The organism is Streptomyces sp. P3 (assembly GCF_003032475.1).
GTDB lineage: Bacteria > Actinomycetota > Actinomycetes > Streptomycetales > Streptomycetaceae > Streptomyces.
In genome coordinates, this window is record NZ_CP028369.1 from 783,212 (window position 1) to 802,051 (window position 18,840).

Annotated in this window: 14 protein-coding genes; 3 read left to right on the top strand and 11 right to left on the bottom strand. The window is 72.9% G+C overall.

The features are described from left to right. The first annotated feature begins 204 nt into the window (after window positions 1-204). Together C6376_RS03305 and C6376_RS03310 are read left to right on the top strand one after the other, a co-directional pair. A complete protein-coding gene (locus tag C6376_RS03305; RefSeq protein WP_107442008.1) occupies window positions 205-1,419 on the top strand; it encodes a TOMM precursor leader peptide-binding protein in 1,215 nt (404 codons plus the stop codon). After that, window positions 1,412-2,824: an AarF/ABC1/UbiB kinase family protein gene (locus tag C6376_RS03310; RefSeq protein WP_107442009.1), complete on the top strand. Its 1,413-nt coding sequence runs from the start codon at window positions 1,412-1,414 to the stop codon at window positions 2,822-2,824. Before C6376_RS03305 ends, C6376_RS03310 begins: the two co-directional genes overlap by 8 nt. Window positions 2,825-2,862: 38 nt before the next feature. On the opposite strand, the gene C6376_RS44970 is transcribed toward C6376_RS03310, so the two are convergent. The 5 genes from C6376_RS44970 to C6376_RS03335 all read right to left on the bottom strand — a co-directional run bounded on the left by C6376_RS44970 (window position 2,863) and on the right by C6376_RS03335 (window position 6,792). Beyond that, window positions 2,863-3,081, bottom strand: a complete 219-nt coding sequence (locus C6376_RS44970; protein ID WP_107442010.1) for a hypothetical protein — start codon at window positions 3,079-3,081, stop codon at window positions 2,863-2,865. Window positions 3,082-3,214: 133 nt separating this feature from the next. After that, window positions 3,215-3,541 carry a hypothetical protein gene (locus C6376_RS03320; RefSeq protein ID WP_107442011.1) on the bottom strand — a complete coding sequence of 109 codons (327 nt, stop codon included), beginning with the start codon at window positions 3,539-3,541 and terminating at the stop codon, window positions 3,215-3,217. Beyond that, complete coding sequence (locus C6376_RS03325; protein ID WP_057584309.1) at window positions 3,538-3,906, bottom strand: WhiB family transcriptional regulator; 369 nt, start codon at window positions 3,904-3,906, stop codon at window positions 3,538-3,540. Before C6376_RS03325 ends, C6376_RS03320 begins: the two co-directional genes overlap by 4 nt. A 176-nt stretch (window positions 3,907-4,082) precedes the next feature. Then, window positions 4,083-4,400: a hypothetical protein gene (locus C6376_RS03330; RefSeq protein ID WP_173985570.1), complete on the bottom strand. Its 318-nt coding sequence runs from the start codon at window positions 4,398-4,400 to the stop codon at window positions 4,083-4,085. Window positions 4,401-4,587: 187 nt separating this feature from the next. Next, window positions 4,588-6,792 (bottom strand): ATP-dependent DNA helicase UvrD2, encoded by a 2,205-nt coding sequence (locus C6376_RS03335; protein WP_173985571.1) that lies wholly within the window; start codon window positions 6,790-6,792, stop codon window positions 4,588-4,590. A 164-nt stretch (window positions 6,793-6,956) separates the two neighbouring features. Here C6376_RS03335 and C6376_RS03340 point away from each other — a divergent pair, with 164 nt between their 5' ends. Next, on the top strand, window positions 6,957-7,214 hold the full coding sequence (locus tag C6376_RS03340) for a mycoredoxin (RefSeq protein WP_107442013.1): 258 nt from the start codon (window positions 6,957-6,959) through the stop codon (window positions 7,212-7,214). A 74-nt stretch (window positions 7,215-7,288) separates the two neighbouring features. Here the strand turns inward: C6376_RS03340 and C6376_RS03345 are convergent, their stop codons facing one another. The 6 genes from C6376_RS03345 to C6376_RS03370 all read right to left on the bottom strand — a co-directional run bounded on the left by C6376_RS03345 (window position 7,289) and on the right by C6376_RS03370 (window position 18,654). After that, window positions 7,289-8,086 carry a hypothetical protein gene (locus C6376_RS03345; RefSeq protein WP_107442014.1) on the bottom strand — a complete coding sequence of 266 codons (798 nt, stop codon included), beginning with the start codon at window positions 8,084-8,086 and terminating at the stop codon, window positions 7,289-7,291. A 183-nt stretch (window positions 8,087-8,269) separates the two neighbouring features. After that, window positions 8,270-9,214 (bottom strand): NAD(+) diphosphatase, encoded by a 945-nt coding sequence (nudC, locus tag C6376_RS03350; RefSeq protein WP_107442015.1) that lies wholly within the window; start codon window positions 9,212-9,214, stop codon window positions 8,270-8,272. A gap of 148 nt (window positions 9,215-9,362) precedes the next feature. Then, window positions 9,363-10,775, bottom strand: coding sequence for a dipeptidase (locus C6376_RS03355; RefSeq protein ID WP_107442016.1), 1,413 nt, complete (start codon window positions 10,773-10,775; stop codon window positions 9,363-9,365). Window positions 10,776-10,785: 10 nt separating this feature from the next. Next, window positions 10,786-14,484 carry a UvrD-helicase domain-containing protein gene (locus tag C6376_RS03360; RefSeq protein WP_107442017.1) on the bottom strand — a complete coding sequence of 1,233 codons (3,699 nt, stop codon included), beginning with the start codon at window positions 14,482-14,484 and terminating at the stop codon, window positions 10,786-10,788. A 154-nt stretch (window positions 14,485-14,638) separates the two neighbouring features. Further along, on the bottom strand, window positions 14,639-18,001 hold the full coding sequence (locus C6376_RS03365; RefSeq protein ID WP_107442018.1) for an ATP-dependent DNA helicase: 3,363 nt from the start codon (window positions 17,999-18,001) through the stop codon (window positions 14,639-14,641). Between the two features lie 266 nt (window positions 18,002-18,267). After that, the gene (locus tag C6376_RS03370; RefSeq protein ID WP_173985572.1) at window positions 18,268-18,654 is read right to left on the bottom strand and encodes an MGMT family protein; all 387 of its coding nucleotides are present in this window, start codon (window positions 18,652-18,654) and stop codon (window positions 18,268-18,270) included. Window positions 18,655-18,840: the final 186 nt, after the last annotated feature.

An 18,840-nucleotide genomic window follows, 5' to 3' on the forward strand; every position in this document is an offset into this window, starting at 1 on the left:
ACTCCGGGTCGGGTGGGTTCCGATCCGACCTGCCGCTTTTGCCTCGTACGACGCATTAGTACGACGAATTCCCGGGGCTGTGGACAACTTTCGGCGGCGTCGGTCGGGGCCGGGCATGCTGGCAGTCGTCGGCGGAGCGAGGACGCCCCACGCCCCCGCTCCGTCGACATGACGGGGAGTTTTCCAGGCATACGGGGGCCTTCGATGCATCCGACGGTGAAACCCGCGCTGCGGCGCGGCTGGCGAGACCTCAACACGGTGCAGTTCGGCATGACGCCGGCGCACGCACTGACGCTCGGCCCGGTCGACACGGCCACGGGCAGCTTCCTCGACCTGCTGGACGGCACTCGCGGGCTCCCGCTGCTGCGCGAGGAGGGCCTCCGTATGGATCTGCCCGACGGCCATGTCGATCTTTTGGTGGAGCGGCTGGCCCGGGCGGGACTGCTCGACGACGCACGCGGCGGCGGGCCGGAGGCCTGCGCCCTGCGGGAGAGGAGAGAGGTCATGGACCGGCTGCGTCCCGATCTCGCCGCGCTGTCCCTCCTCGCCTCGCAGCCGGGAGACGCTGTCGACCACCTGGCCGCCCGGCGCGGATTTCGGGTGCAGGTACGGGGCGCGGGCAGGGTGGGCACGGTGCTGGCGGCACTGCTGTCGGGCGCGGGAGTGGGCGAGGTGGACGTGCGTGACGGCGGAAAGGTGGAGCCGGCGGACGTCACGCCCGGTGGCCTGCCCGTCGAGGCGGTCGGCGAACGCCGGGACGAGGCGGCCGGCCGTGTCGTGCGCCGGGCCGCCCCCGGCCGCCCGCCCCGAAGGAGCAGGAGGTCGCCCGCCGGGGACACCCCGGGCTTCTCACTGGTGATCCTCGCCCCGCGGGACGACGTGTCCGTACACGCGCCCGCTCCCTCCGCGGCGGAACCTCTGATCGCCTCGGGCACCCCGCATCTCTACGCCGGGGTCGTCGAGGGCACGGGCGTCGTGGGTCCGCTCGTCCTGCCGGGCGAGACGGGGTGCGCGGGTTGCCTGCACCAGGAGCGCACCGACCGGGACCCGGCCTGGCCGCGGCTGGTCGCCCAGTGGCACTCCGGTCACCGGCGCACGGCGCGCGCCTGTGACCTGACGCTGGCGACGACGGTGGCCGGGCTGGCCGCCGCCCACGCGCTCATGTTCCTCGACGGCCACGACCCTTCGAGCGTGGGCGCCCGGTGGGAGGTCTCCGTACCCGCGCTCCACTGGCACGCACGGCCGGTGCGGCCACACTGTGCCTGTCCGTGCGGGGCCGCGGAGAAAGGTAAGCGGGAACACACCTCCGAGGAGGGGGGTTCGCACGAGACAATGGGAGAACAACAACGGCATTCGACGGGGTTACGCGGTACGACGGACACCGCGCGGCTGGCTGGGACTTGGAGGGCGCATGTCTGATCTTCCCCGGAAGGCGGTCACGAGGACCGCCAAGCTCGCCGCGCTCCCGCTCGGCTTCGCCGGGCGGGCCACCTGGGGTCTGGGCAAGCGGATCGTCGGCGAGTCCGCGGAGATCGTCGGCCGCGAGCTGCAGCAGCGCACCGCGGAGCAGCTCTTCAAGGTGCTGGGCGAGCTGAAGGGCGGCGCGATGAAGTTCGGACAGGCCCTGTCCGTCTTCGAGTCGGCCCTGCCCGAGGAGGTGGCCGGCCCCTACCGCGCGGCACTCACCAAGCTCCAGGACGCGGCGCCGCCGATGCCGACCCGGACCGTGCACGCCGTGCTCACGAAGCACCTCGGCGAGGACTGGGCGGAGCTGTTCCTGGAGTTCGACGACCGTCCCGCCGCGGCGGCCTCGATCGGTCAGGTGCACCGCGGGGTGTGGCACGACGGCCGGGAGGTCGCGGTCAAGGTCCAGTACCCCGGGGCGGGCGAGGCCTTGCTGTCCGACCTGAACCAACTCAGCCGCTTCGCCCGCCTGTTGGGACCGCTCATCCCGGGCATGGACGTGAAGCCGCTGATCGCCGAGTTGCGCGACCGGGTCTCGGAGGAACTGGACTACGGCCTGGAGGCGCAGGCCCAGCAGGCCCACGCGGAGGAGTTCGCCGGGGATCTCGACGTCGTGGTGCCGGCGGTGGTCCACCAGTGCGACCAGATCCTGGTCACCGAGTGGATCGACGGCGTTCCCCTCTCCGAGGTGATCTCCGAGGGGACCCAGGAGCAGCGTGACCGCGCCGGCCAGTTGCTGTCCCGCTTCCTCTTCTCCGGCCCGGCGCGCACCGGCCTGCTGCACGCCGACCCGCACCCCGGCAACTTCCGCCTCCTGCCCGGCGGCCCGGAGGGCGAGGACGACTGGCGGCTGGGCGTTCTGGACTTCGGCACGGTCGACCGTCTCGCGGGCGGCCTGCCGGACCCGATCGGCGAGTCCCTGCGTATGACCCTGGACGGCGACGCGGAGGCGGTCTACGAACTCCTCCGCGCGGAGGGCTTCGTCAAGGACTCCATCGAGCTCGATCCCGACGCGGTCCTCGACTACCTCCTGCCGATCATCGAGCCGGCCCGCGCGGAGGAGTTCACCTTCACCCGCGGCTGGATGCGCAGCCAGGCGGCCCGGATAGCCGACCCTCGCTCTCCCGCCCACCAGCTGGGCAAACAGCTCAACCTGCCGCCGGCGTACCTGCTGATACACCGGGTGACCCTCAGCACGATCGGTGTGCTGTGCCAGCTCGGTGCGACGGTACGGCTGCGGGACGAACTGGAGGACTGGCTGCCCGGGTTCCTCCTGGAGGACACGCTGGAGTCATCGGAATGCCCGCAGTCCCCGGAACCGGAGGACCCGTTGGCGGAGGAATCGGTGGCGGAGGCGTGAGACACGGGTGCGGGGCTCCGGCCCAGGTGTGAGGTAGCTCACCACCAGTTCGAGTCGAGCCGGCCTTCGATCGCCCGGAGGTTCTCTCGCGCGCAGGCCCCGCAGAAGTGCCGGTGGACGCCGTGCTCCACAGAACACGTCCAGGTGACCGGCGGTGGATCTGCGGCCCGGGCCCCGCAGTGTCCGCACACCACGGGCAGCGGCGTGGGATCCGCCGGTGAACCGTCTCGGTCGCCGTCTCCGGGAGGACTCGCCATGCCAGGACGATAGCGCCGCGGTGCCGGACCGGGCACACAGCACACCGCGGGGGCCGGCCCGTTCGGACGGACCGGCCCCCGCGGGGAGAGCTTCGCCTCCCTCTCGGGAGGCCACCGCTTCAGGTGTGTGCGGTTAGTGCATCACGGCCATGGCGAGCGCCCGCCGGGCGCGCAGCGACGCGCGCTCGGCCCGACGCTGCATCCGGCGAGCGGCCACCAGGCGCACGGCCTGGCGTTCCCGCTCGACCTCGTGCAGGCGGTCGTGCATATGCGCACGAGCCAGGGCTTCTGGGATGAGTTGCATCTCGCGTGTCCTGTTCTGACGCGAGTCGTACGCGCCGGTGGTGATGGTGAGGTCTTCGGTCGCGGAGCCTGCGGGCTCGCTGGTGAACGGCTTCATCGGGGCCTGCTTCTTGGGGTCTTGCGTGAGGGGACGGTCGATTGTTCCTGCGGTGTTCATGCCGTGACCGGGTTCTTGCGCGGGCGACCACGCGGCCGCTTGCGGGCGACGACGACACCCTGGACGAACAGCTCGCCACCCCAGACACCCCAGGGCTCGCGCCGCTCCTTCGCGCCGGCGAGGCACGCCTCCACCAGAGGGCAGGTGCGGCAGAGGGACTTGGCGTACTCGACGTCGGCCGGGGTCTCGGCGAAGAAGACCTCCGGGTCGTAGGAACGGCAGGGGACGGGCACGCCGAGGTTCTCGATGGCGTCGTCGAGCGCGGTGAGCGCCGTGAGCGGGGTCAAGGTGGAGTCCTCCGTGAGGCCGGGCGGGGGGATCGTTTCGGAAGGCGGTACGGACGGGGCGTGCGCTTCGAGTTGCACGGTTCGTCTTCCTCGTCTGGTCGGTCCGGTCCTGTGGGACCGGGTATCGGCTGGGTACCGGGTTCTTTTCTTGTCCCGAGGCCCCTTCGCTCCGTCGTCCCCGTTCGGGGAAAACAGAAGGGCCGCGGATCCCGGGTGGGGTTCCGCGGCCCTGAAGGCGCCGGCCTGATCGAAGATCAGGCTGGATCACTCCAGGGTTCTGGCCCACGGAAGGCCCACATCAGGTGGTGCTGCGTCGTCTGCTTGCGGAATCCGGCACCGGTCGCCGCGAAGGCATAGGCATGTGCCTGCGCCTCTACTGCTTCCAGTGCCTTGGTCGGTCGCTCATTGCGCTCGCGGCCGAGAAGACTCACGGGCGAAACAGAGGAGGACGCCGGCCGGTCGGCACGAATGCCGGACAGACCGGTGCCCGGGACCGAGGCGCCGAGCATGCACGCGGAGACGACCGAGCGATCGGTCAGTTTGGCAGTGGAGCTGCGGTTGATGATGATCACTGGAATCGCCTCCTCTCGGCGTCTCGGGGGACCAGGGTGAGCCGGTCCGACGGATATGCAAGTACAGCACGGAATCAGGGCCTTCGAGAAGGCCGCCGTTCCGGTGTCTAAGAACCTATGGGGACTGCCGGGGCATGCGCAAACTATTTTTCCGACGAGTTCGGATCAATCTTCGGCCGCCCCTCCCTCAGTCCCCTTCGTCCCCCTCCACCACGTCCTGGCCTGCGCAGATGGCCAGGACGTCGGTCCCGTAGCGGTGCAATTTGCGCACACCGACCCCGGGGATCCGGGCCAGTTCCCCCTCTTCGTCGGGGACCGCCTCGGCAATCGCCATCAGCGTCTTGTCGGTGAAGACGCAGAACGCCGGCTGGCCTGCGCGCTTCGCCTGGACCGCCCGCCAGTCCCGCAGCCGCTCGTACAGACCCTCGTCCATGTCGGAGGGGCAGTCCTCGCAGCGCATCAGTTTCATCTCGCCGGCGTCGGTCAGGGTGCGCCCGCAGACCCGGCAGCGGGCCGGGGTGCGCTGTGTCCGGCGCGGCGCCTGGCCCGCGGCCGCGGAGACGCCGGGGAACCCCCGCTCGATGCCTCCGGCTCCTCCGCCGCCCCCACGGCCCACGGCGGCGCCCGACCCGGAACGCAGGCCGTCGAGGAAGCGGCTGGGGCGGCGGTTCGGGCGGCCGCCCGGTGAGCGGGACAGTGCCCACGAGAGGTGCAGCCGCGCGCGGGCCCGGGTCACCCCGACGTACAGGAGGCGTCGCTCCTCCTCGATCTGCTCGTCGGTCCGGGCATAGGTGATCGGCATCATGCCCTCCGCCACACCGACCAGGAAGACGACGTCCCACTCCAGGCCCTTCGCGGAGTGCAGGGAGGCCAGGGTGACGCCCTGGACGGTCGGGGCGTGCTGGACGCTCACCCGCTCGTCGAGTTCGGCGACCAGGTCGGCGAGGGTCGCCCCGGGCCGGGCCGTGACGAAGTCCTGCGCCAGGCCGACCAGGGCCGCCAGCGACTCCCAGCGCTCTCTGACGGCCCCGGAGCCCGCCGGCGGCTGTGGGGTCCAGCCTTCGCCGGAGAGGACGGCACGCACCTGTGAGGGCAGGTCGACGGCGTCTTCGAGAAGCGTGTCGTTGCCGCCGAAACGGGCCGCACCGCGCAGGGCGACACGGGCTTTGCGCACCTCGGGCCGGTCGAAGAAGCGCTCGGCGCCGCGCAGTTGATACGGGATGCCGAGGTCGGCGAGGGCCTGCTCGTAGGTCTCCGACTGGGCGTTGGTGCGGAACAGGACGGCGATCTCCGCGGCCGGGACCCCGGCGTCGAGGAGCTCGCGGATACGACGGGCCGCGCCTTCGGCCTCGGCGGGCTCGTCGGCGTACTCGGCGTAGCCCGGCTCGGGGCCGGGGGCGCGCTGGGAGACCAGTTCCAGACGGTGGTCGGCGGCGCGGCCGCGGGCCTGGGCGAGCAACCCGTTGGCCAGGTGCACGACCTGCGGGGTGGAGCGGTAGTCGCGGACCAGCTTGACGACGGTCGCGCCGGGGTGACGCTTGCGGAAGTCGAGCAGGTGGTCGGGGGTGGCGCCGGTGAAGGAGTAGATCGTCTGGCTGGCGTCCCCGACCACGCAGAGGTCGTCCCGGTCGCCGAGCCACAGCTCGAGCAGACGCTGCTGGAGCGGGCTGACGTCCTGGTACTCGTCGACCACGAAGTGCTGGTACTGGGCGCGGACCTGCTCGGCGATGTCGTGCCGGTCCTGCAGGACGGCGACGGTCAGCAGCAGGACGTCCTCGAAGTCGATGACGGCGCGCTCGCGCTTGAGGTTCTCGTACGCGGCGTAGAGCTGGGCGATCTCGGCGGGGTCGCGGGGGGACTCGCGACCCGCTTGGAGGGCGGCGAGGGCGTAGTCGGCGGGGACGGTCTGGGTGACCTTGGACCACTCGATCTCCGCGGTGACGTCCCGCAGCTCACCGCGGTCGAGCCGGACACGGCAGACGGCGGCCGCGTCTGCGACGAGCTGTATCTTGCGGTCGACGAGCCGGGGCAGGGAGCCACCGATCGCTTTCGGCCAGAAGTACTGCAGTTGTCGAAGGGCCGCGGAGTGGAAGGTGCGGGCCTGGACGCCCTGCGCCCCGAGCTGGCGGAGCCGGCCGCGCATCTCCCCGGCGGCCCGGTTGGTGAAGGTGACGGCGAGCACGCTGGAAGGTTGCAGGATGCCGGCGCGCACCCCGTAGGCGATGCGGTGGGTGATGGCCCGGGTCTTGCCCGTACCGGCTCCGGCCAGCACGCACACCGGACCGTGCAGGGCGGTGGCGACCTCGCGCTGCTCGGGGTCGAGCCCGTCGAGCACCGCGTCGGCCGAGTCCGGTGCCTGCGGGAACAGGGTGGAGTGCGTTGCTGCTGTCACACGGCCATGCTGCCAGGTCGGCGGAGACGGGCGGGACGGTTGTCCACAGGAGGGCCCTTGCAGTCGTACTGATGCGGCGGACGTCACCACCGGGAATGGCGGCCTCGCCGGCCGCGTTGTTCCTGGGACCGCCCTTCCCCGACCGCCGAAGGAGCATGACAGACATGCTGGGCACCGTGACGATGTACAGCACCACGTGGTGCGGCTACTGCCAGCGGCTGAAGAAGCAGCTGGAGCGCGAGGGCATCGCGTACACCGAGATCAACATCGAGCAGGACCCGGAGTCCGCGGCGTTCGTGGAGAGGGCGAATGGCGGAAACCAGACGGTACCGACCGTCCAGGTGGTTCCCTCCAACGGTGGCGCTGAGGTCGTCATGACGAACCCGAGCCTGGCCCAGGTGAAGCAGGCGCTCACTGCCTGACCCGTGCGGGCCGCAGCCCCCGACCGGCCTGACGCCGATCGGGGGTTTGGGGTGCCCCTGGCGGTGCCGCAGGTTCAGAGCGCGAGCACAGGCCGAGTGGAGAACTCCTCGCAGAGGTCCTCACCATCCGGGCCGTACACGAACTCGGCCATGGACGGGTTGCGATTGGCGGTGGCCAGGGGCAGCCATGCCAGCATGTGGCCGTAACCGCCGCACACCGACTCGCCGCCGTCTCCGCCGTGGACCGCGGTGACGTCGCCCGTCAGCTCCGTGCGGTAGGTGTCATAGGCGATGCGCAGGCCGAAGGCGTTCAGCTGGTTCTGCGGGCCGGTACGGTCCCCGTAGGGGATACGGTCGAGGGGGCAGTCGTTTCCCCACCGGAACAGGGTGTCTGCGCCGGCTCCACAAGCGTGCTCCCACTCGTCGGCGCTCGGCATCCGTAGCCCACGCGCCGCGAGAACAGCCGGCATGTCGGCAGGCGACTCGGTCAGGTCTTCGTCCTCCACAGCCATGAGCACAGTGGCCAGGACGACGCTCCGGCGGGGGCTGAGCACCTGCGCGAGGTGAGCCCGCAGGTCGGCTCCGTGGCCGAAGCCCTGTTCCAGGCTCTCGGCATAGTCGGCAGTCTGCTGCGGGGTCGGTTGCCAGCTGTCCAGGTGGAAGCCGAGGGACACCGGCCCTGCGGGTATCAGAGCGAACTCCTGCCCGTTCCGCTCGATCCGGACACGGTGAAGCGCGGCACCGAGGTGCTCTGTGGTCTCGACGCGGGTCACCCGGCCGTCCACCAAGCCGGCGGCCTCCTCGGCGACGCGGCGCGCGGTGGGCAGTTCGAAGGATCGCCACTGGTCGAAAGTGAGATCGGCGAGAGACATGGATCGCAGTGTCGCACGGAGGTCTGACACGGCTCGCGACCACCGCACTCCGGAGCCGGGCTGTGGTCGCGCAGGACTCGAAGGAATCCCGGACGCTTCGGCGGTCAAGGGGGCGAGGGGGCGGCCGCCCCGGGGTGGGGCGGCCGCCCCCTCGATGTGTCGGGCGGGTTCGGGCGGGCGAGGTCAGACGGGGCTGCGCGTCGGGAGCGGCTTGCCGTACCAGAGCTCGATCAGCCGGGCCGCGATGGAGATGCCGTAGGGGGGCAGCACGTCGCCGGACTCGAAGGCGGCGGCGAGCTCGTCACGGGAGAACCAGCGGGCCTCGTGGATCTCGTCGCCGTCGACGTCGATGTCGGTGGACGTGGCACGGGCCATGAAGCCGAGCATGAGACTCGACGGGAAGGGCCAGGGCTGGCTGGCGACGTACTCGACCTGGCCGACGGTGACGCCGGCCTCCTCGAAGACCTCGCGGCGCACGGACTGCTCGATGGACTCGCCGGGCTCGACGAAACCGGCGAGGGTCGAGAAGCGGCCCTCGGGCCAGTGGACCTGACGGCCCAGGAGGATGCGGTCCTCCTCGTCCGTGACGGCCATGATCACCGCCGGGTCGGTGCGCGGGTAGTGCTCGGCGCCGCAGGCGGGGCAGCGGCGGATGTGCCCGGCCGCGGCGATCACCGTGCGCTCGCCGCAGCGGGAGCAGAAGCGGTGGGTGCGCTGCCAGTTCTCCAGGCCCACGGCGTGCACCATCAGGCCCACGTCGCGCGGCGACAGCAGCAGACCCGCCTCGCGCAGCCCGGCCGGGCGCGCGGACTGGTCGATACGGCCGGGCAGCGTGTCCTTCTGGAGGGCGAAGTAGGTGACGCCGTCCTCGTCCGTCCCGAGGAAGTAGCGGTGCGCCTCGGTGAGGGGCGCCTCGAAGGACGGGGTCATGACGAGTTCGGTGCGGCCGTCGGACGTCTCGTCGATGAGGACCTGGCCTCCGGAGACGACGAAGCAACGGGTCGTGGGGTGGCTCCACGCCGCGGCGAGCCAGGCCTCGTCGAGCCGGTGGTGGGCGGCCCGGTCCACGCCGCTCGGCGCGGTGAGCGAGATGGGTCGATCGGCGTTCTGGTCGGTCCAGGTGGTCACGGGTACTTCCAACTCCCCCGGTGGAACGGTTGTTTCTGCGGGCGGTTCAGCGGGATGTACGGGAGGCGGCGACCGGTCGTGGAGAGGCGCGGTGCGGCTTCTTCAGTGTGCACCGCGCGCGTGGTTGCTCCGGGGCCGGTCGGGGTCGTCAGGGCGCATGACGCCAGTGCGCGGCGAGGTCGCTCCAGAGGTGTGCGGCGGTCTCGACGCCCTTGAGGAGGAGGTCCAGCTCGACCTTCTCGTTGGGCGCGTGCCAGCCGTCCGAAGGGACGGAGATGCCCAGGAAGAGCACGGGGGCGCCGAGCACCTCCTGAAGGTCGGCGGCCGGCCCCGAGCCTCCCTCGCGGGTGAAGCGGACGGGCTTGCCGAAGGCCCGGCCCATGGCGCGGACCACGGACTGCAGGGCGGGGTGGTCCAGCGGGGTCAGGCAGGGTCGCGTGGCCGGACTGAACGCGATCTCGTACCGCACGCCGGCGGGCGCCTGCTCGGCGACCCAGGCGCGGACGGCCTTCTCGACATGGTCGGGGTCCTGGCCGGCGACGAGCCGGAAGGACAGTTTCACGAAGGCCGAGGACGGGACGATCGTCTTGCTGCCGGGTCCCTGGTAGCCGCCGCCGATGCCGTTGACCTCGGCCGTGGGGCGGGCCCAGATCCGCTCCAGGGTGGTGTGCCCGGCCTCCCCGTGGGCGGCGTGCGACCGGGCGGTGCTCAGCCACTGGTCCTCGTCGAAGGGCAGCTCGGCGAAGAGCTCTCGCTCGCGGTCGGTGAGCTCGACGACGCCGTCGTAGAAACCGGGGACGGCCACGCGCGCGTGCTCGTCGTGCAGGGCGGCGACGAGGCGGGCGATCGCGGTCGCCGGGTTGGGCACCGCCCCTCCGAACGAGCCGGAGTGGATGTCCTGGTCAGGACCGTGGAACCGGATCTCGCACTCGGCGAGGCCGCGCATTCCGGTGCACACCGTGGGGGTGTCCTCGGACCACATGCCGGTGTCGGAGACGATCACTGCGTCCGCGGCGAGCCGCCCGGCCCGCTCTTCCACGAGAGCCCGGAAGTTCGGGGAGCTGGACTCCTCCTCGCCCTCGATCAGCAGCTTGAGGTTGACGGCCGGCGCGGTGCGGCCGGTTGCGGCGAGGTGGGCGCGGACGCCGAGGGTGTGGAAGAGGACCTGCCCCTTGTCGTCGGCCGCGCCGCGCGCGTGGAGGCGGTTTCCGCGGACGACGGGCTCGAAGGGGTCGGTGTCCCAGCCGTCCTCGCGGGCGGCGGGCTGAACGTCGTGGTGGCCGTAGACCAGGACGGTGGGCGCCTGCGGATCGCCGGAGGGCCACTCCGCGTAGACGGCCGGCGCGCCCGGCGTCCGCCAGACCTCGGCGGTCGGGAACCCGGTCTCCAGGAGCTTGGCGGCGAGCCAGTCCGCGCTGCGCCGTACGTCGGGGGCGTGGGCGGGCTGTGCCGACACCGACGGGATGCGCAGCCATTCGGCGAGGTCGTCGAGGAAGGCGGCGCGATGCTGCGCGACGTACGTGCGGACGGCGCTGACGGCACTGTCAACGGGATGGCTCATGGTCACGAGCCTATCGGCCCGCGTCGGCGTCCTCGCCGGGTCCTGGTGCGGGACCGACGCGCCCGGCCGGTTGGTCGCGTCCGTCCCCGGCGGCCTCCTTCCCGGTCAACAGGCGCTCCAGGGCGGGACGATCGGGCAGTCCCTGCGGTCGTACGACGTCGCCGGTGCGCACATACAGGAACGCCGCTGTGACGGATTCCACGGGCACTCCCTGCTGCTCGGCCCAGGCGAGCCGGTACAGGGCGAGCTGGAGGGGGTCCGCGGTGTGGGCGCGGTGGGTCTTCCAGTCGACGATGTCGTACGTGACCGAGTCGCCGTCGCCCTCCTTGTAGACGGCGTCGATGCGGCCCCGCACGACACGGCCGGCGAGGGCGAGCTGGAAGGGGGCCTCGACCCGGTAGGGAGTGCGGTGGGCGTACTCGGTGCGCTCGAAGGCCTCCTTGAGGGCCTCGAGGTCGTGTTCGTCGTCGATCTCGGCGTCGTGGCCCGGGAGTTCGTCCGGTTCCAGCAGGGGGAGCGTCAACTCCTCGAAACGGGCCTCCACCCAGGCGTGGAACCGGGTGCCCCGGCGTGCGGCCGGTTGCGGGGGGCGTGGCATGGGGCGCGCGAGTTCCTGCGCGAGACCGTCCGGGTCGGCGGCCAGGCGCAGGACCTGCGAGGCAGTCAGGCTCGTCGGCAGGGGCACGTCCGTGACGCTCCGGCGGGCACGCAGGAGTTCCCCGGCGAGCGCGTCGAGGTCGCGGTCCCAGGAGGCGACGGTGCGGGCCTCCTCCGGAGTGAGTGAGGTCCGGCGCGGGCGGGGTCCGGGCGCCTGTCGGGCCGTCCCCTGCTGAGGGACCGAGGGTCGGACGGGCGGGAGGACGCGGGGGCGGACGGGGGAACCGGCGGAGCTCCGCTCGTTCCCGTCCGCGGGGTCGCCCCCGGCCGGCGGGGCTCCGCGGGAGGCGGCGCCGCAGGATCCGGCCTCCAGGGGGCCGTGGCCGACGGAGTCCGCGGCGAAAGAGTCCGCGGCGAAAGGGTCCGCGTCGACGGGGTCCGCCCCGAAGAGGTCCTCGTCGAAGGGGTCGTCCTCGTCGTGGGGCGGCTCGTCGTGGCCGTCGTGGGGCGGCTCGTCGTCGTCGGGTGGTGGCGGCCAGTCGGGGTCGTCGTGGGCGTCCGGGTCGTGGGCGGCAGGGGGGCGGTCGTCCTCGTGCGGGGCGAGGTCCTCGAGGTCCTCCAGGTGGGCGAGGACGGTCTCGGCGGCGGCGCGACGGCGGGCCAGGGCGGCGTCGTCCAGCGGGAGCGGCCAGACCTGCTCGATGCTCGCCCGGTGCAGGGCGGGGTTCTCCTCGCCCTCCTCCGGCGGGTCGGCCCAGACCTCGATCTCGCCGTGTCCGGCCGCGCAGTGGTCGTGCAGGGCCAGCAGGAAGTCGGACGGGCCGCGGGGCTTCTTCTGGGCGGGTCCCCACCAGTGGCCGGAGCCCAGGAGCAGGGACCGCGGGCGGGTGAAGGTGACGTAGCCGAGGCGGAGTTCCTCGGTGTGCTGGTGGTCCTTCATGGCTTCGTGGAAGGCCTTCATGCCCCGTGCGTCCCAGGAAGCCAGGTCGGGGAGCGTGTCGGCGTCGCCGCGCAGTGCGTGCGGCAGCACCTTGGCCTGCGCGGTCCACTTCTCGCGGCCCTGTCCGCTGGGGAAGGTTCCGCTGACCAGCCCCGGGACGGCCACCACGTCCCACTCGAGGCCCTTGGACTTGTGCGCGGTGAGCACCTTGACGGTGTTCTCGCCGCCCGGAAGGGCGTTGTCGAGGCCCTTCTCGTACTGGGCGGCGGTGCGCAGGAAGCCGAGGAACGCCAGCAGGCTCGCCTCGCTCTCGCCGGCCGAGAAGGACGCGGCGATGTCCAGGAAGTTGGACAGGGTCTCCCGGCGGCGGGCGGCCAGGGCGTGCGGGGACGCCGAGAGCTCGACCTCGAGGCCGGTGACGGCGAGGACGCGGTGCAGGACGTCCATCAGGGGGTCGGCGAGGGAGCGCCGCAGGTCGCGCAGTTCGGCGGCCAGGCGCGCGAACCGCACGCGCGCGTCCGGCGAGAAGGGCAGCGCGTCGTCGTCCCCGCCGTCGCCGCCGTACAACGGCGTCTCCAGGAAGGTGTCGAGGGCGTCCGCGAGTGATATCACCTCGGACGGGTCCACCCCTTCGACGGCCTCGGCGAGGCGACGGTCCGGGTCGTCGTCGCCCCCGCGCGCGTGGCTGACGAGCCGTCGGGCCCGTCGGCCGAGGAGGGCGAGGTCGCGGGGTCCGATGCGCCAGCGCGGGCCGGTGAGCAGGCGGACCAGGGAGGCGTTGGCGCCGGGGTCCTGCAGGACCTCGCAGACGGCGACCAGGTCGGCCACCTCGGGCAGGTGCAGCAGACCGGACAGGCCGACGACCTCGACGGGGACGTCCCGCGCGACGAGTGCGCCCTGGATCTGTGCGAAGTCGGTGGCCGTCCGGCACAGGACGGCGATCTCACCGGGCGCCTTGCCGGTGCGCACCAGATGGGCGATGGAGTCGGCGATCCAGTCCATCTCCTCGGCGTGGGTGGCCAGCAGGGCGCAGCGGACCACGCCGTCGCGTTCCGCACCGGGAGCCGGGCGCAGGGCCTCCACGCCCGCGTGCATGGCGCGCAGCGGTTCGGCGAGGCCGTTGGCGAGGTCCAGGAGACGGCCGCCGCTGCGGCGGTTCTCGCTGAGCGACTGGCGGCGCGCCCGGCTGCCGTCGGCGTGCGCGAAATGCTCGGGGAAGTCGTCGAGGTTGGCCACGGAGGCGCCGCGCCAGCCGTAGATGGCCTGGCAGGGGTCGCCGACGGCGGTCACGGGGTGGCCGGCGCCGCCGCCGAAGAGTCCGGCGAGGAGCACGCGCTGGGCGACGGAGGTGTCCTGGTACTCGTCGAGGAGGACGACGCGGAACTCGTCGCGCAGGAGCGGGCCCACCTCGGGCACCTGGGCGAGCCGGGCCGCCAGGGCGATCTGGTCGCCGAAGTCGAGCAGGTCGCGTTCGCGCTTGGCGGCCCGGTAGCGCAGCACCAGGTCGGCCAGTTCGCGTCGGGCGGCGGCAGCCTCGGGGGCCTTGCGCAGGTCGGCGTTGCTGAGTCTGACGCCGTCGAGGGTGTGCAGCAGTTCCGCGTCCCACGCGCGCAGGTCCTCGGGGCGCACGAGGTGTTCGGCGAGTTCGCCGTCGAGCGTGAGGAGATCGCTGATCAGGTCGGCGAAGGAGCGGGTGAGTGACGGGTAGGGGCCCGGGGCCTCGCGCAGCACGCGCGCGGCGAGCTGGTAGCGGGTGGCGTCGGCGAGCAGGCGGGAGGTGGGCTCCAGGCCGATGCGCAGGCCGTGGTCGGCGAGGAGGCGGCCCGCGAAAGCGTGGTAGGTGGAGATGACCGGCTCGCCCGGCGGGTTGTCGGGGTCGATGACGTCGGGGTCGGTGACGCCCGCCCTGACGAGGGCCTTGCGGACGCGTTCGGCGAGTTCCCCGGCCGCCTTGTTGGTGAAGGTCAGGCCGAGGACCTGCTCGGGGGCGACCTGGCCGGTGCCGACCAGCCACACCACGCGTGCGGCCATCACCGTGGTCTTGCCCGACCCGGCTCCGGCCACGATCACCTGCGGGGCGGGCGGCGCGATGACGCAGGCCGTCTGCTCCGGGGTGAAGGGGATCCCGAGGAGCTCCTTGAGCTGCTCGGGATCGTTGATGCGGGCGGGCATGCAGAGAGGCTAGCGGCGGGCACCGACAGTCGATGACAAATCACCCTCCGCGGGGAGATGCGTGCAGGTCAGCGCGAGTGGTGCGGTCCGTCACACCATCCGCCTCCACGTACGTCTCCCCCGTCCGCCCCGTACGCGTCTCCCCGTCCGCCCCTCACTCGACGACGTGGCGCCCTTCGGGCCGGGCGCTGCACGAGGCGCGGAACGCGCAGTGCGTGCACTGCTGGCCGGCGGTGGGGGTGAACCGCTCGTCGAGGACCTTGCCGGCCGCCGTGGCGAGGAGTTCGCCGACCCATTCGCCTTCCAGCGGCCCCTGGGCCTGCACCTTGGGCAGGGTGTCGCCGCCGTCCCGCTGGGCGGCGCCCTGGCGCAGTTGGACGAGTTCGGCGCCGCCCGGTTCGGGGCGCACCCCGTCGAAGGCGTCGTCGACGGCTCCCTCACGGACCGCGAGCTGGTAGACGGCGAGCTGGGGGTGGCGCTCGACCTCGCGCGCGGTGGGCGTCTGCTTGCCCGTCTTGAAGTCGACGACATAGGCGCGGCCGTCGCCGTCCGCCTCCACGCGGTCCATCTGGCCGCGGATGCGCACCTCGTAGTCGCCCGCTTCCAGCGTGACCTCGAAGTCGTGCTCGCTGGCGACCGGTGTGCGGCCCGCGCGGTCGGTGACATGCCACTGGAGGAAACGTTCGAGCGCCACGCGCGCGTGCGCCTTCTCCTGCGTGGACTTCCACGGGGCGTCGAAGGCGAGGGCGTTCCACACGGAGTCGAGGCGCTCCATGAGGACGTCGAGGTCGGCCGGGGTGTGGCCGGAGGCGACCTCGTCGGCGAGGACGTGCACCACGTTACCGAAGCCCTGGGCGGCCGTGGCGGGCGCGTCGGCCTTCACCTCGCGGCCCAGGAACCACTGCAGGGCGCAGGTGTTGGCGAGCTGGTCGAGCGCGCTGCCGGAGAGCACGACGGGCTGCTCGCGGTCGCGCAGCGGCACCTTGCTCTCGGTCGGCTCGAACATGCCCCACCAGCGGTACGGGTGGGCGGCGGGCGCCAGGGGCCTGCCCTCCTCGTCGGCGAGCGCGGCCAGCCGGGCGAGGCGGCGGGCGGCCGCTTCCCTGAGGGGTGCGGAGACGCGCGGGTCGACCGTGGTGGCGCGCAGTTCGGCGACGAGCGCGGCGACCGACAGGGGCCGGCGGGGGCGGCCGGTGACGTCCTTCGGTTCGGCGCCGAGTTCGGTGAGGAACCGGGAGGGCTGGTCGCCGTCGTCGGCGGGCGCTTTGACGGCGGTGACGACGAGACGCTCCCGCGCGCGCGTGGCGGCGACGTAGAAGAGGCGGCGTTCCTCGGCGAGCAGCGCGCCCGGGGTGAGCGGCTCGGCGAGTCCGTCGCGCCCGATGCGGTCGGCCTCCAGGAGGGAGCCGCGGCGACGCAGGTCGGGCCACAGGCCTTCCTGGACGCCGGCCACGACGACCAGGGCCCATTCCAGGCCCTTGGCGCGGTGGGCCGTCATCAGGCGTACGGCGTCGGGGCGCACGGCCCGGCGGGCGAGGGTGTCGGCGGCGATGTCCTCGGCCTCGATCTCGGCCAGGAAGTTCAGTGCGCCCCGACCGCCGGTGCGTTCCTCCGCGCGCGCGGCGGTGGCGAACAGCGCGCACACCGCGTCCAGGTCGCGGTCGGCGTTGCGGCCCGCCGCGCCGCCGCGCCGGGCGGCCCGTTCCAGGCGGGTGGGCCAGGGTGTGCCGTCCCAGAGGTCCCACAGCGCCTCCTCGGTCGTGCCGCCGCCCGCGAGGCGTGCGCGGGCCGTCGCCAGCAGCGCGCCGAGGCGCTGGGCGCCGCGCGCGTACGTCGGGTCGTGGGCGACGAAGCGCTCGGGCTCGGCCAGGGCGCGCGCGAGCAGTTCGGCGGAGGGGGGCGGCAGCGGGTTGCCCGCGGTCCGTTCCTCCTCGCGCAGGGCCCGGCCGAGGCGGCGCAGATCGGCTGCGTCCATGCCGGCGAGGGGTGAGGCCAGCAGGGTGAGAGCGGTTTCGGTGTCGAGCCAGCCGGGCGCCTGTGCGGCATCGCCGACCGCCCCGTCCTCGGCCGTCGCACCGTGCGCGTCCTCGGGGGCCGCCGCCGTGGAGGCCGCCGCCGTGGAGGCCTCCGCCGTGGCCACCGCTCGCAGGGCCGCCAACAGGGGTGCCACCGCGGGTTCGTGGCGCAGGGGGAGGTCGTCGCCGTCGATGTCGAGGGGGACGCCGGCGGAGGTGAGGGCGCGGCGGACCGTCGGGATCGTGCGCGATCCGGCGCGCACCAGGACGGCCATCTCGCCCCAGGGCACGCCGTCCTCCAGGTGGGCGCGGCGCAGGATGTCGGCGACGTTGTCCAGTTCGGCGCCGGGCGTCGGATACGTGTAGACCTCGACCCGGCCGCCGTCCCGTGCGGCGGTCAGGTCACGGTGCGCGCGGACCTTCTCCGACGGCAGCCGGGTCAGCGGCATCCGCTGCGTCAGCAGCCGGGTGGCGGCCAGCAGAGCCGCGCCGGAGCGCCGGGAGGTGCGCAGCACCTCGACGGGGGCGGGGCGGCCGTCGAGGCGGGGGAAGGCGTGCGGGAACTCCAGGATGCCGTTCACGTCGGCGCCCCGGAAGGTGTAGATCGACTGGTCGGGGTCACCGAAGGCGACCAGGGTGCGGCCGCCGCCGGCCAGCGCCTGCAGCAGCCGGACCTGAGCCGGGTCGGTGTCCTGGTACTCGTCGACGAAGACGGCGTCGTACTGCGCGGCCAGCCGCTCGGCGACCTCGGTGCGGTGGGCGAGGAGCACGGCGCGGTGGACGAGTTCGGCGTAGTCGATCACCCCGTGCAGGTCGAGCACGTCGAGGTACTCGGCGAGGAAGGCGGCCGCGGCACGCCAGTCGGGGCGGCCGATGCGGTGGGCGAACGCGTCCAGGGACGCGGGGTCCAGGCCCAGTTCGCGGCTGCGGGCCAGCACCGCGCGGACCTCGTCGGCGAAGCCGCGGGTGGTGAGGCAGGCGCGCAGTTCGTCCGGCCAGCGCACGTGGGCGAGGCCGAGCCGTTGCAGGTCGAGCTGGCCGGCGAGCAGCTCGCGCACGGCCACGTCCTGCTCGGGACCGGACAGCAGCCGCAGCGGCTCCACGAACAGGTCGGCGTCCTGGTGGGCGCGGACCAGGGCGTAGCAGTACGAGTGGAAGGTGGTCGCCTGGGGCGCGCGGGCGGCGCCCATGCGCCGTGCCATCCGGTCGCGCAGTTCGACGGCCGCCTTACGGCTGAACGTGAGGACGAGGATGCGCGCGGGGTCGCCGCCGCCGGCGATACGGGCCGCGACGGACTCGACGAGCGTGGTGGTCTTCCCCGTGCCCGGGCCCGCGAGGACGAGCAGCGGGCCGGGGCCGTGGTCAACCACCGAGCGCTGCGCGGCGTCCAGACGAGGGGGATCCACCCGGGCGGGCGGGGTACGCACCAGTCGGTAAGCGCCACGGTTCCCCTGTCGCCCCTGGTGGGGCGACAGCCGCCTGGTGGAGGAAGAGGTGCTCACGTGGTTCGCCGGTCCTGGTGGGTGTGCTGGTCGACGGATCGTCGCCCGGGAAGGTCGGTGATCGCGGGATGAGAGGGACGCGTGCCGCAGACGCTACGCCGACGGCCGACCCGGAAGGACGTCTTCCGCTTCTTCCCTCGGGCCCCGCGCGTCCCGGGCGTCCCTCGCCCCACGAACGTACGCCATGCCACGGACGTGCCCTGTACGCACCGATTCGCCCGTACGGGCCACAGGCGCTCCCCGGTCCCGTCCGATGGCGGAAGCTGTCAGGTGTGACCCGCCGCGCGTTCGCCGCCGTCCCATCTCGCCCGTCTCATGTCGAGACGCGGGACGTGCCCTTCCGCGGCCCTGCTCGCCGCCTTCAGCGGAGTGCCCTCGGTGCGGTAGCGCTCGAGCGCCCGCAGCTCGTGCCCCGGGAGCAGCACCCCGTCCGCGCGTACGACACGCCACCACGGGACGGCCCCGCCGTAGAGCGCCATCACCCGGCCGACCTGCCTCGGGCCGCCCTCCTCCAGCCACTCGGCGACGTCCCCGTACGTCATGACCCGGCCGGGCGGGATCAGTTCCGCGACCTCGAGGACCCGCTCGGCGTACTCCGGCAGCGCTTGCGTGTACTCCGGGCGGGCGTCGTCCGGAAGGCTCTGCTCGCTCATCCGCCCCATCCTGCCCCACCGCACCGACAATGCGACGGGCTCGCGACGCAGTGTGACCCTCGCTCCCGGGCGAGGCTTCGGGCAGACTGTGCGCCCCCGCATTTGCACCCTGATGCCCCCGTGTGTCGGCGGGACATGCCACCATCGTGCGGGCGGTGACCGGTGATACGAGACCAAGAAGAGACG

What these genes read in the sequence shown, in the direction of transcription:
- C6376_RS03355 (WP_107442016.1), bottom strand. Translation starts at nt 10,775, where the DNA reads ATGAGCCATCCCGTTGACAGTGCCGTCAGCGCCGTCCGCACGTACGTC.
- C6376_RS03310 (WP_107442009.1), top strand. Translation starts at nt 1,412, where the DNA reads ATGTCTGATCTTCCCCGGAAGGCGGTCACGAGGACCGCCAAGCTCGCC.
- C6376_RS03305 (WP_107442008.1), top strand. Translation starts at nt 205, where the DNA reads ATGCATCCGACGGTGAAACCCGCGCTGCGGCGCGGCTGGCGAGACCTC.
- C6376_RS44970 (WP_107442010.1), bottom strand. Translation starts at nt 3,081, where the DNA reads ATGGCGAGTCCTCCCGGAGACGGCGACCGAGACGGTTCACCGGCGGAT.
- C6376_RS03320 (WP_107442011.1), bottom strand. Translation starts at nt 3,541, where the DNA reads ATGAACACCGCAGGAACAATCGACCGTCCCCTCACGCAAGACCCCAAG.
- C6376_RS03370 (WP_173985572.1), bottom strand. Translation starts at nt 18,654, where the DNA reads ATGAGCGAGCAGAGCCTTCCGGACGACGCCCGCCCGGAGTACACGCAA.
- C6376_RS03360 (WP_107442017.1), bottom strand. Translation starts at nt 14,484, where the DNA reads ATGCCCGCCCGCATCAACGATCCCGAGCAGCTCAAGGAGCTCCTCGGG.
- C6376_RS03340 (WP_107442013.1), top strand. Translation starts at nt 6,957, where the DNA reads ATGCTGGGCACCGTGACGATGTACAGCACCACGTGGTGCGGCTACTGC.
- C6376_RS03345 (WP_107442014.1), bottom strand. Translation starts at nt 8,086, where the DNA reads ATGTCTCTCGCCGATCTCACTTTCGACCAGTGGCGATCCTTCGAACTG.